Consider the following 11,656-nt stretch of genomic DNA (forward strand, 5'->3'; position numbering starts at 1 on the left):
TCACCTTTCATTTAAAGAAAACTTTTTCGTGCGGCGCAAGGCATGCGTCAGAGGTAAAGCAACGATGCTGCCAAAGACCGTTTGGATCAAATTACTTGGAATCGAGGCGATCCCAGCGCCTAACCCGAATAGTAAAACTGTTGCTGCTGCATAGCCAGCAATCATGATCAAGCTGCCGACAATGACGGCTGCTAGTGGCCGGTGGCTCATTCTGCCTACGATCCAGCCTTGTACACCATGAATCACGATGGAAAAGAAGGCCCATTCAGGGTAACCTGATAGAAAATCAATGATGCCGCCGCTCATTCCACCGACGAAGGCCCCGGCGCTAGGTCCAAACAAAAGGGCCGAGATATAGATTCCTGCTTCACATAAGGTCACAAAACCCTTCGTTTGCGGAACAGGAATGATAAAGGTCAAAGAAAGTGCACACGTGAGTGCCGTCAGCATGGCGATCGTCGTTAGGTTTCTTACTTTCATACGTATTCATCCTTTCTGAAGTAGGCAAGTTGATTGATGTTTCCGGAGGTACCTAAAGGTAGCCCTTCTTCAATTCCTGCCCAAACAAATGCTTTTGCAGTTTGAACAGCTGTTTCCAATGAAGTACCTTTGGCAAGTAAAGCGGCAATCGCCGATGAAAGGGTACAACCAGCACCGTTGGTTGTGGGTCGGGTACTTTTTTCTGCTTCAAAAACAGTATACTGTCCAGAGTGGTATAAAAGGTCGTAGGCTGTTTCCCCGGTTAGTCGACTGCCACCTTTGATCAGAACATTTGGGGCACCCAATGCATGGATTTTTTTTGCCGCCGTTTTCATCTCCGCTAAGGAGGTAATCCTTTGTCCAGATAAGTGTTGTGCTTCGAGCAGATTAGGTGTCACTAATGCTGTGTAAGGAAACAAGGAGATCAATCCTGCTTGATAGGAGTTGTTAAAGGCAGTATCTCCTTCTTTGAAGGCGAGAACGGGATCGAGCACGATTGGTCCGGTAAATGCTTGTAAAAAATCCCGCAGCAATTCAATGATGGCCGTTTGATGAAGCAGCCCGATTTTGATTGCATCTAGTGATACGACCGAACGCAGTGAATCTAGCTGTGCTTGGACCACAGGCTCAGGAAGATCATGGAACATAAGATCATCCTTGATAGCGACCACACATGTTAATAGGGCATGGCCAAACACCCCGAATTCCTCAAATGTTTTCAAATCAGCCGTCATGCCGCCACCTGCCAAACTGTCGAGACCGGCGATCGATAAGACTTGTTTCATGTCTGCTGCTCCTTTCATTTCTCATTTCTTTCTATTATAAACAGTCGGTAAAAAAGAAAAACGGCCAATTGGATGTTTTTTCCTCATCCAATTGACCATTTGCTTATTTCTCATTTAGTAAATCTCGCTCACGATACCATTCATCGGGACGCCAGATCCATTCAAATCCATCGGCAGCTAAGAGATCATAGGCTGCTTGGGGGCCCATCGTTCCTGCGGCATAATTTGGAAAATCAGGTGTTTCTTGGTCCCAAGCATGACGGATCACATCAACGATGCGCCAAGACTGGGCAACTTCATCCCAGTGGGTAAAGTTAGTGCCATCACCGTTCAAGGCATCTAGAATCAGTTTTTCGTAAGCTTCAGGGGTGTTTTCGACGATTTCAGTACTATTTCGGTAATCGAGCTTCACTGGCAATGTTTCAAACCCTTGGCCAATCTCTTTTCCGTTCAAGGAAAGAGAGAAGCCTTCCGTCGGTTGAATGTAGATCGTCAGCACATTCGGTGCCAAACTCTCGATTTGCTTTTGTTCATTCAGGTCTTGCTTAAAGACATTGACTGGGACTTGTTTAAAGACAATGTTGATGCGAGTGCCTTTTTCCGTCAAGCGTTTCCCGGTGCGTACATAAAATGGTACGCCGGACCAGCGGAAGTTATCGATCAAGAATTTTCCAGCAACAAAGGTTTCCGTTGCCGATTTTTCATCGACATTGGCTTCTTCACGGTAGCCAACAAATTTCTTGTCTTCTAATTGTCCTTTATCGTATTGACCACGAACGAAGTGTTGTTTCACTTCTTCTTCGGAGTAGATACGGATCGCATTTAAGGCTTTGATTTTTTCTGTCCGTAACTCTTTTTCAGAAAAAGCCACTGGCGGCTCCATGGCTAATAAGGAAAGGATCTGTAGAATATGGTTTTGGACCATATCTTTTAAGGCGCCGCTCTTATCATAATAACCACCGCGTTCTTCAACACCTAAGTTTTCTGCGATATTGATCTGAACATTGTCAATGTACCGATTGTTCCACATCGACTCAAAAATGTTATTGGCAAAACGAATCGCAGAAATGTTTTGGATCATTTCTTTTCCTAAATAATGATCGATCCGGTAGATTTCTTGTTCTGTAAAGACTTGATTGATCTCTTCATTCAATTCTTTTGCTGAGTCATAGTCGCTTCCAAATGGTTTTTCGATGATCACCCGATGGTAGCCGTCAGTATCCAGCATTCCTTGGGATTTCAAGTGAGAAACGATCGTCCCAAAGAAATTAGGGGACATTGCTAAGTAAAAAATCTGATTGCCTTCTAAATGGTATTTCTGATCTAAGGTTTCCGCCAAATCCTTTAATGAATCATAATGGCTCGTATCTGTTACATCATGTGATTGGTAGTAGAAATGAGAAGCGAATGTCTCTGCTTGTTCTTGTGAGTCACTCAACTCTTTGATTGTACCCATCACCACTTCACGATAGTGTTCATCCGACCAAGGACGGCGTGCAGTACCAATGACTGCAAAATCTTCTTTCAAATCGCCTTTTTTGTACAACCGAAACAAAGAAGGATATAGTTTGCGTTGGGCAAGGTCGCCCGTACCGCCAAAAATCGTAAAAAGGACCTTTTTTTCCATCATCTTCACTCCTTACAGTTTATCGACAAAAATCGTGCTGGCGGCTTTGTAGCTGACAGCAATTTCTTTTGTGTCATTTTTGATCGTAATCGGACCCTCGTATGCTGCCGCATCGATGATCTCGTATTCTTCATGAATATTCAATTTGATCGAAACGAGATAATCCAGCAGTTCTCGTTCGTCAAGGACACGGGCGATACGAATCTTGGTTCCTACCGGATAAGAACTCATGGTATTTTTTTCGCCTTCGTGAATGAGTTCTCCTTGTTCAGGAATCATTCCCCCATGTGGGCAATACCGAGGATGATCAAGGTAGGCTTCTAAGCGGCTCGCCAATGTTTCTGAGGTGACATGTTCTAAAACTTCTGCGTCATCATGAACTTCATTCCATGAATAATGCAGGTGCTCTACAAGAAAGACTTCCCATAAACGATGCTTACGAATGAGGGCACTTGCAGAAGCTAAACCAGTTTCAGTCAACTGTACCCCTTGATAAGGTGAATGTTCCACTAAGCCTTCTTTTAATAATTTTGAAATCATTTCACTTACTGAAGCTGCTGAGACGTCCAGACCTGACACGATTTGTTTGTTATTGATCTTCTTTTGGTCACCACCAAGCTCTAAGATGAGCTTTAAATAATCTTCACGATTTGGTGTCATCGGATCCATCCTCTCTTATCAAAGACTATCAAAGTAGATTTTATCAAAAAAGCCAGCTGATTACTATGAAAAAAGCCGCCGGTTCTCAATATTCTATGTAAAAAGAAGACCGAGGGGAGCTACTCCACCTCAGCCTTTTTTTATTAAGCCCAATCACCATTGCGGAAGACAGGAACTGTGGTGCCATCTTCTTTGATGCCATCGATGGACATTTGGTCAGAGCCGACCATGAAGTCTACGTGGGTTTGGCTGCGGTTTAAACCAGCCGCTGCCAGTTCTTCTTCACTCATCTCAGTGCCGCCTTGTAAGCTGAAGGCATAAGCAGAGCCTAAAGCCAAGTGGTTTGAGGCATTTTCATCAAACAACGTATTGAAGAAGATGATGCCAGATTGTGAGATAGGGGAAGGGTCAGGGACTAAAGCGACTTCACCTAAAGATTTCGCTCCTTCATCGATCGCTAGCAATTTGCCTAACACTTCTTCGCCTTGTTCTGCAGAAAAGTCCACGACTTTACCGTCTTTGAAGGTGAATTTCATGCCAGAAATAATCGTTCCTGCGTAGCTCAATGGTTTCGTACTTGAAATATAGCCATTGATGCGACGATTATCTGGGGCAGTAAAGACTTCTTCTGTCGGCATGTTCGCCATGAATTTTTCATTGCGGGTGTTGTAGCTGCCAGCACCTTCCCACAAGTGATTTTTTGGTAGGCCGATGATCAAATCGGTACCCGGTGCTGTATAGTGTAATGCGCTGAATTGTTCTTTGTTCAATTCTTCTGCCTTGACTTGCAGTGTTTCATCATGTTTTTTCCAAGCAGCAACAGGATCTTCTTCGTAGATACGCGTCGTTTTGAAAATTTGATCCCATAGCTTGTCTTGTGCTTCTTCTGGGGAAGCATCAGGGAACACTTTTTGTGCCCAATCTTGACCTGCAGCAGCAACAACGGTCCAGCTGACTTTGTTGGCTTGTGTTGCTTGACGCAGTTTCATCATCGCCTTACCAGAAGCTGCTTGGAAAGCGGCGACCCGATCTGAGTCAACGCCCGCTAACGCATCGGGATTGGCAGAAACGACACTGATGCGGCTCGCACCTTTTTCGACCCAATCTTCTGTTTGATCAATTTTGTGTTGAGGGATCGTAGACAAACGATCCTCAGCTGCATGCGCAAGAAATTCTTTTTGAATCACATCGTCGGTCCATTGAACGATTACTTCATCAGCGCCTAGCTCATACGCTTTTTTTGTCAATAGTCGAGCTAACGGTGCTTGGTCCACGGCGATTTGGATGACGATGGTGTGCCCTTTTTGGACATTCACACCAACTTCTGTGATCAGTTGGGCATATTTTTCAAGGTTCTGATTAAAGTTTGGTAAAACCATTAAAATTCCTCCATTTATTCTAAAATTATAACTGTCTTCATGATAGCACTAAGTATTTTTGAAAACAAACGAAAAAGAGAGCAAAAAAACAGTGGTCTTCAAATTGAAAAACTGGAAACACTAAGGGCAATAATTTTAAAAGTTTTTTTGCAAACTTAAAAAAACATGATACAATAAGTAAAAGGTATTTCTGAAAGCGATGTATAGCAGAATTAAGGAGATTAAAAAATTATGGCAAGAAAGAAAACTATTACTAGAGACCAGATTTTAAAAGCTGCCTATGAAGTTGTCGCAACCGAAGGATTTACACGTTTTACCGCACGCAATATCGCAGCGAAGATGAAATGTTCAACGCAACCGATCTACTTAGAATTTAAAAATATGGATGACTTAAAAAATGCATTGATCAATCAGATTTACGACTACTTAGCGACAGAAGTCTTTCCAGTTGAGAGACGGGGAGATGTCATCGTTGACTTAACGTTAAATTATATTGGCTTTGCAAATAAAGAAAAACGATTATACCGAGCGCTATACTTAGAAGAGCATGGTGGTGGGGATTCCATGCAACAGTTTTCATTTGACCTTTTTGTGAAATCAGTGAAAAAAGAACCAAAATATCAAGATCTTTCTGATGTAAAATTACAATCTTTGCACACCGGTGTCTGGATCGTCGCTACTGGCTTAGCGGCATTGATGTCTTCGGGAATCATTCATCCGACAGAAGATCAGATTGCTAAGCTGATGACGGAAACCACCGATAATATTTTAGCAAGAGAAACACCCATCGATATCAGCTATCATTAAGCAAACAATAAACCTCCGGCAGAATCAAGTGATTTTGTCAGAGGTTTTCTTGTTTTATTCAGCGAATGCTTCTGCTAGTTTATTGGCAAAGGCTTCTAAGTTTTGAATATCGTCTTCTTCTGCAGCCAAGTCAACTTTGACGCTGTCTACTCCTTTTGTCGCACCAGTTTTGCTAAAGGCGGCTTCAAAGTCGTCAACGGATTTACAAAAGTCATCATAAAAAGTATCGCCGGAGCCACAGACTCCAAAGATTTTGCCGCTTAAATCAAGTTCTTGCAAATCTTCATAAAAATCGACGATCTCATCCGGTAGTTCTCCGTCTCCATATGTATACGTTGCAACGATACAGATATCAGCATCTTCAAAGTCATCTGCATCTACTTGGGTACACTCATTCATTTCTACTTCCATGTCAAGGTTTTCAAGGGCTTCAGAAACGATATCCGCAATTTCTTCCGTATTCCCCGTCATGCTTGCATAGACGATTTTTGCTAAAGCCATGGGCTTTTTCCTCCAATCTCATTCCTATTCTCAAGGAAAACTCTCTTACAGATTATAGCAAATGCACGAAAGTTTGAAAACAAAACTTGAAAAACTCTTTACAATGTCTGTGAATTTTGTAAAATAAGGGATTTCTATGGTAAAATAAGAGGAATTTAATTAAGGGAGACGAGAACATGATTACATTAAAATCTGCCAGAGAAATTGACCGCATGGCCGAATCCGGCGCGCTGTTAGCAGATGTCCACAAACAATTACGCAGTTTCATCAAACCAGGTATCACGAGTTGGGATATCGAAGTGTTTGTCAGAGATTATATTGAAAGCCACGGCGGCATCGCTGCCCAAATTGGTTTTGAAGATTACAAATATGCCACTTGCTGCAGTATCAATGATGAGATTTGTCACGGGTTTCCTCGAAAAAAACCATTGAAAGACGGCGATCTGATCAAAGTCGATATGTGTATTGATTTAAAAGGTGCCATTTCTGATTCTTGCTGGAGTTATGTCGTAGGGAACTCGACGCCTGAGATTGATCGATTAATGGAAGTAACCAAAAAAGCATTGTATCTAGGAATCGAACAAGCGCAAGTGGGCAACCGAATCGGTGACATCGGTCATGCCATTCAAACGTATGCGGAAAAAGAAGGGTATGGGGTTGTGCGTGATTTCGTAGGACACGGCATTGGGCCAACGATCCATGAAAGTCCGATGATCCCTCACTACGGAGAAGCCGGCAAAGGGTTACGTTTAAAAGAAGGTATGGTTATTACCATCGAACCTATGATCAATACAGGGACGTGGAAAATGAAAATGGATCCTAATGGCTGGACCGCCTATACATTAGATGGCGGCTTAAGCTGCCAATATGAACATAGTTTGGCGATCACCAAAGATGGTCCGAAAATTTTAACTTCTCAAGGAGAAGAAGGCACCTACTAAATTTTGGCGGTAGGAGACTTCTGATTGTTACGTATGACAAAGAAAAAAAGGCAGATGATTCGCTGGCGGAGGAAGAAACATGAAAATCGTTGATAAAGTAAAAAGCAATCAAAAGCTGATGCGTTTCATCGAAACGACGCAAAATAGAATAACTGATTCAGAAATGGGGACCACTTCGGTCGTCGTGGCCTACTATTTATTGCTTTCACTTTTCCCGTTAATGATTGCGCTGGGGAATCTTTTGCCTTATTTATCAATTGATCCGAACACGGTTTTATCTTATGTACAGGAATTGATCCCGAATCAAATCTATGATTTTATCGGCCCAGCGATCGAAAATCTTCTCACCACTAGCTCTGGTGGATTGTTGTCGATCTCCGCTTTAGCGGCGTTGTGGTCGGCGAGTCAAAGTATCAATGCCTTGCAAATTGCGATGAACAAAGCCTTCGGTGTGGACCAGCGTTCCAATTTTATCGTGGTGCGCGCAGTATCATTTGTGATCATCCTGCTCTTTATGATTGCGATCGTTGGTGTTACGATGGTATTTGGGCTTGGAAAAATCATTCTTGATTTTTTGCAGCCGATTTTTAAGTTTCAAGACAATCTGATCGATACGTTCCAAACAGTCAAATGGCCAGTCACGATCGTTGCTTTGCTGTTCATCATGATGCTGATCTATTGGTTAGTCCCTAATGCGAAGGTCAAGTTGCGTTCGACTTTGCCGGGGGCGATCTTTGCAACGATTGGCTGGATGTTGCTGTCACAAGTGTTTGGCTTATACGCCCGTTACTTTGCTGCGAAAATCATTGGCTATCAAATTATTGGAAGTTTTATTGTTTTAATGATCTGGTTGAATCTTGCTGCGACGATTATTATCTTGGGTGGAATCATCAACGCAGTGGTAGAAGAGTATGTATCAGGACAAGAGATCAAAGAACGAACAGATCCTGTTCAGCGGATTTCTTCGAAAATCGAGGATACATTTACCAATAAAGAGAAATAACGGAAAGCGAGAATAAACGATGGATTTTGCATTCAAATTTGTAATGCGCTTATTTATAACAATGATCGTGTCTTTAATCCTAACACCGATCATTAAATTGATTTCTTTTAAGATCGGCGCAGTCGATCGACCAGGAGATCGCCGAATCAACACCAAAACAATGCCGACCGCAGGGGGATTAAGTATCTTCCTCTCCTTCTCTTTTGCATTGCTTTGGGAATTTCGCGCAATGATTCCTTTTGACTACGTCTGGCCGATGCTTTTAGGGGCAGCCATCGTCGTAGTTACTGGATTATTGGATGATATCTTCGAGTTGACCCCTATGCAAAAAACGCTAGGCTTGACGTTAGCGGCTTTGGAGATCTATTTTGTTGCCGGCATCAAAATCAGTACGGTTTCGATCCCTTATCTTGGGGTTTTTGATTTGGGGTGGCTTGGACTGCCTATGACCATCCTGTGGATTTTGGCGATCACGAATGCAGTCAACTTGATTGATGGTTTGGATGGTCTAGCGAGTGGGGTCTCTATTATCAGTCTGACGACCATTGGGATCATCAGTTACTTCTTTTTACCGAATTCAGTTGAAGTACCGATGGTGATCTTTACGCTGATCGCCGCGATCGTTGGTTTTTTTCCTTATAATTTTTATCCAGCCACGATTTTTTTAGGGGACACTGGGGCACTTTTTCTAGGTTTCATGATCTCCGTCCTATCGTTGCAAGGCTTAAAAAATGCGACCTTCATTACTGTGGTTACCCCGATGCTGATATTAGGAGTACCGATCACGGATACCGTCTATGCCATGATTCGCAGAAAATTTAATAAACAAAAAATCTCATCGGCGGATAAAATGCACTTGCATCATCGCTTACTTTCCTTAGGGTTTACCCACCGAGGAACAGTTTTGACAATCTATGCCTTGGCGATGGTGTTTTCATTTATTGCGTTATTGATGAATTATGCCAGCAACACCGCAATCATTTTACTGATCATCAGTACAGGATTCGGTATTGAATTGTTTATCGAATTGATTGGTTTGGTAGGAGAAAATCGTCAACCATTGATGTGTGCACTGAAATTCTTGGGAAACCGTCGATTCAGGCAAAAAGTCCTCATGGCGCGGGCAGAAAAAAGACAAGACAAGCAAGAAGAGGGAAGCGAGGATTTTGATTTGGCTTCCAGTGCTTCTCAAATCAAAGAAAAGCGACGAAAGAGAAAACATTACCAAGCAAAACACAAAAAATAAACGATACAATTGCGGCATAGGAGACCAACAGGTGAAACGAATGTGATTGATCATTGAAGAAAAGACAGGAGCAGCCAGTGCTTCTCCTAGTACTTTCTCTCACGATCAGCTGACCATGATTCAATCAACCCGTTGGCCCTTCTTGCCGCTTTTTATTTGTGTAAAACGGCCCGGCATAAAATAAATTCCTGCTGAATCCTTCCGTCTTGAATTGACGGATCTAGCCCATAACGGCTATACTTAAAAAGAGTAGCAGACTAATTAAAGAAAGAAGGATATGAACGAATGCCAAATGTGAAACAAATAACCTCAGAAAAAATGGGGACGATTTATGAGCTCTCTAATGATAGCGGTACCATCGTAAGACTAAGTCCTGAAGGCGCACGCTTATTGGATTGGGTCGTTCCAGTAGAAGAAGGCCGCGACATCGTGGTCGGTTTTGATACGATCGAAGGACATCGTCAAGCACGTTATTATGGCGCAACGATCGGCCCTGTGGCAGGAAGGATCGCCGGTACTCGCTTTGAGATCGACGGACAAGAATACCAAACGGAAGACAATGATGGTGGCAATACGCTTCATGGCGGTTCCAAGGGACTTGACACCGATATCTGGATCGCTGCAACCTTTGAGGAAGCAGACAATGTCGGCGTGATTTTTACTACCACACGACAAGATGGCGATGGCGGCTTCCCGGGAAATGTTCGTTATCAAGTCACTTATACGTTGACGAATGACAATGAACTATTGCTTGCTTATGATGCCAACACAGACAAAGCGACTTTATTTAACCCAACGAACCACGGTTATTTCAATTTGACAGGTGATACGCAACAGCCGATCGATGACCACTTGGTTCAAATCAATGCCGAACATGTGGCTGAAACGAATGACGATGTGACGACCACCGGTGAAAAAACGCCTGTCGCAGGCACAAAATTTGATTTTAGACAAGAACGCCCGATGGGAACGACGATGTTGGATGATCCGTTCTTATTGGATCATGGGCAAGAATGGGATCTGAAAGTAACCAGTCCCGATCAAAAAGTGCAGCTGACTGTAACCACCGACCGTCCTGCTGTTGTTATTTATACGACGGGTGAAGGAGAAGCTGGTGCACCAATGAAGACCGGTCCTTTTGCCAATCATGGCGGGATGGCGATCGAAACACAAGGTGTTCCTGGCTCTGAAAAATTTCCCCACTTTGGTGAGATCGTACTGCGTCCAGAAGAACCCTTCCACTCTGTGACGACATATCAGATCCACTTTTAAGCATAGGAACCAAATCATTTTTAATTAAAAAGAAAAAAGCATTGTCAAAACGCAGAAAGTTTGGCGATGCTTTTTTTTGACAAAATCCGATTACAGATGTAAACTTAAAAATGTGAATCAATTATGAAAGGAAGTGGACAAATGCAATCTGTGGTCGAACCAATCAAAATCAGCGATTCTGAATGGGAAGTCATGCGTGTGATCTGGACATTAGGACAATCCGACGCGAAAGAGATCACCGCTTTATTGAGCGAAAATAAAAATTGGAAAGCAGCGACAGTCAAGACGCTTTTAGGACGACTCGTCAAAAAAGGCGTATTGAAAACAGAAAGCCAAGGAAAAAAATTTGTTTATTCGCCGCTTGTTTCCGAAGAAGCAACCGTTCGCAGCGCAGCTGAGAATCTTTTTTCTCATATTTGTGCCAAAAAAGTTGGGCAGACATTAGCAGAAATGATCCAAGAAGCAGCATTGACGGCAGAAGATTTGGCGATGCTCCAAGCAGCAGTCGACCAAAAAGTGCCAGTAGCAGCGATTTCGTGTAATTGTATTCCTGGTCAGTGCCAATGCAAAACCCATGCAACAAAATAAGTAGCCAACGAACTGTTAAAAGAAATGAGGAATCGTAATGAAAAAAAATATGCAAATCAGCGGAATGAATTGCGCCCATTGTGCGGCAAAAGTTGAAAAAGCGCTTAGTGACGTACCGGGTGTGAAAAAAGCTAAAGTGGACTTGAAAAAAGCTCGCGGAACAGTCAAGTTTGACGAGTCGCAAGTGACAGAAACAGCCTTAGTCAATGCGGTCTCCGAAGCGGGTTATCAAGGGGTATTTGAGTAAGCGATGGAATTGCTAAAGTGAAAAGGAAAAAATCAAAACAAATGAAAAGTGTCCAGCCGCTTGAAGCTTTTGTATGAAGGAGCAAGACTGTGCGCACATGCAATGAAATAGGAAGGGGAA

13 protein-coding genes are annotated in these 11,656 nt (G+C 42.9%); 7 read left to right on the forward strand and 6 right to left on the reverse strand.

Features of this window, described 5'->3' with window-relative positions; genetic code table 11:
- The 5 genes from CO692_RS12480 to CO692_RS12500 form a co-directional block, all read right to left on the reverse strand.
- Positions 1-480, reverse strand: a complete 480-nt coding sequence (locus CO692_RS12480; protein ID WP_015510153.1) for an ECF transporter S component — start codon at positions 478-480, stop codon at positions 1-3.
- Positions 477-1,265, reverse strand: a complete 789-nt coding sequence (gene thiD, locus CO692_RS12485) for a bifunctional hydroxymethylpyrimidine kinase/phosphomethylpyrimidine kinase (RefSeq protein ID WP_086293079.1) — start codon at positions 1,263-1,265, stop codon at positions 477-479. Before thiD ends, CO692_RS12480 begins: the two co-directional genes overlap by 4 nt.
- A 103-nt stretch (positions 1,266-1,368) precedes the next feature.
- Positions 1,369-2,895, reverse strand: a complete 1,527-nt coding sequence (zwf, locus tag CO692_RS12490) for a glucose-6-phosphate dehydrogenase (protein WP_081118418.1) — start codon at positions 2,893-2,895, stop codon at positions 1,369-1,371.
- A gap of 9 nt (positions 2,896-2,904) precedes the next feature.
- Positions 2,905-3,552 (reverse strand): metal-dependent transcriptional regulator, encoded by a 648-nt coding sequence (locus CO692_RS12495; RefSeq protein WP_015510150.1) that lies wholly within the window; start codon positions 3,550-3,552, stop codon positions 2,905-2,907.
- 143 nt (positions 3,553-3,695) lie between these two features.
- Complete coding sequence (locus CO692_RS12500; protein ID WP_096742364.1) at positions 3,696-4,931, reverse strand: aminopeptidase; 1,236 nt, start codon at positions 4,929-4,931, stop codon at positions 3,696-3,698.
- Positions 4,932-5,162: 231 nt separating this feature from the next.
- Here CO692_RS12500 and CO692_RS12505 point away from each other — a divergent pair, with 231 nt between their 5' ends.
- On the forward strand, positions 5,163-5,738 hold the full coding sequence (locus CO692_RS12505) for a TetR/AcrR family transcriptional regulator (RefSeq protein ID WP_005228861.1): 576 nt from the start codon (positions 5,163-5,165) through the stop codon (positions 5,736-5,738).
- A 54-nt stretch (positions 5,739-5,792) separates the two neighbouring features.
- Here CO692_RS12505 and CO692_RS12510 read toward each other — a convergent pair whose 3' ends face one another.
- A complete protein-coding gene (locus tag CO692_RS12510; protein WP_096742365.1) occupies positions 5,793-6,239 on the reverse strand; it encodes a flavodoxin in 447 nt (148 codons plus the stop codon).
- 176 nt (positions 6,240-6,415) lie between these two features.
- On the opposite strand from CO692_RS12510, the gene map reads away from it, so the two are divergent.
- The 6 genes from map (at position 6,416) to copZ (ending at position 11,536) form a co-directional block, all read left to right on the forward strand.
- Positions 6,416-7,180: a type I methionyl aminopeptidase gene (gene map / locus CO692_RS12515; protein WP_096742366.1), complete on the forward strand. Its 765-nt coding sequence runs from the start codon at positions 6,416-6,418 to the stop codon at positions 7,178-7,180.
- 79 nt (positions 7,181-7,259) lie between these two features.
- On the forward strand, positions 7,260-8,183 hold the full coding sequence (locus CO692_RS12520) for a YihY/virulence factor BrkB family protein (RefSeq protein WP_005237256.1): 924 nt from the start codon (positions 7,260-7,262) through the stop codon (positions 8,181-8,183).
- 19 nt (positions 8,184-8,202) lie between these two features.
- The gene (locus CO692_RS12525; protein ID WP_096742367.1) at positions 8,203-9,429 is read left to right on the forward strand and encodes a glycosyltransferase family 4 protein; all 1,227 of its coding nucleotides are present in this window, start codon (positions 8,203-8,205) and stop codon (positions 9,427-9,429) included.
- 285 nt (positions 9,430-9,714) lie between these two features.
- Positions 9,715-10,701 (forward strand): aldose epimerase family protein, encoded by a 987-nt coding sequence (locus CO692_RS12530; RefSeq protein ID WP_096742368.1) that lies wholly within the window; start codon positions 9,715-9,717, stop codon positions 10,699-10,701.
- A gap of 141 nt (positions 10,702-10,842) precedes the next feature.
- Positions 10,843-11,289 carry a CopY/TcrY family copper transport repressor gene (locus CO692_RS12535; protein ID WP_008377382.1) on the forward strand — a complete coding sequence of 149 codons (447 nt, stop codon included), beginning with the start codon at positions 10,843-10,845 and terminating at the stop codon, positions 11,287-11,289.
- Between the two features lie 37 nt (positions 11,290-11,326).
- Positions 11,327-11,536 (forward strand): copper chaperone CopZ, encoded by a 210-nt coding sequence (gene copZ / locus CO692_RS12540; RefSeq protein WP_077453509.1) that lies wholly within the window; start codon positions 11,327-11,329, stop codon positions 11,534-11,536.
- Positions 11,537-11,656: the final 120 nt, after the last annotated feature.

The sequence above is a fragment of the Enterococcus sp. FDAARGOS_375 genome (assembly GCF_002393265.1).
GTDB lineage: Bacteria > Bacillota > Bacilli > Lactobacillales > Enterococcaceae > Enterococcus_D > Enterococcus_D innesii.

Excerpts from the sequence above, each read along its gene's own strand:
- CO692_RS12480 (WP_015510153.1), bottom strand. The coding sequence starts at position 480 with ATGAAAGTAAGAAACCTAACGACGATCGCCATGCTGACGGCACTCACG.
- thiD (WP_086293079.1), bottom strand. The coding sequence starts at position 1,265 with ATGAAACAAGTCTTATCGATCGCCGGTCTCGACAGTTTGGCAGGTGGC.
- zwf (WP_081118418.1), bottom strand. The coding sequence starts at position 2,895 with ATGATGGAAAAAAAGGTCCTTTTTACGATTTTTGGCGGTACGGGCGAC.
- CO692_RS12495 (WP_015510150.1), bottom strand. The coding sequence starts at position 3,552 with ATGACACCAAATCGTGAAGATTATTTAAAGCTCATCTTAGAGCTTGGT.
- CO692_RS12500 (WP_096742364.1), bottom strand. The coding sequence starts at position 4,931 with ATGGTTTTACCAAACTTTAATCAGAACCTTGAAAAATATGCCCAACTG.
- CO692_RS12505 (WP_005228861.1), top strand. The coding sequence starts at position 5,163 with ATGGCAAGAAAGAAAACTATTACTAGAGACCAGATTTTAAAAGCTGCC.
- CO692_RS12510 (WP_096742365.1), bottom strand. The coding sequence starts at position 6,239 with ATGGCTTTAGCAAAAATCGTCTATGCAAGCATGACGGGGAATACGGAA.
- map (WP_096742366.1), top strand. The coding sequence starts at position 6,416 with ATGATTACATTAAAATCTGCCAGAGAAATTGACCGCATGGCCGAATCC.
- CO692_RS12520 (WP_005237256.1), top strand. The coding sequence starts at position 7,260 with ATGAAAATCGTTGATAAAGTAAAAAGCAATCAAAAGCTGATGCGTTTC.
- CO692_RS12525 (WP_096742367.1), top strand. The coding sequence starts at position 8,203 with ATGGATTTTGCATTCAAATTTGTAATGCGCTTATTTATAACAATGATC.
- CO692_RS12530 (WP_096742368.1), top strand. The coding sequence starts at position 9,715 with ATGCCAAATGTGAAACAAATAACCTCAGAAAAAATGGGGACGATTTAT.
- CO692_RS12535 (WP_008377382.1), top strand. The coding sequence starts at position 10,843 with ATGCAATCTGTGGTCGAACCAATCAAAATCAGCGATTCTGAATGGGAA.
- copZ (WP_077453509.1), top strand. The coding sequence starts at position 11,327 with ATGAAAAAAAATATGCAAATCAGCGGAATGAATTGCGCCCATTGTGCG.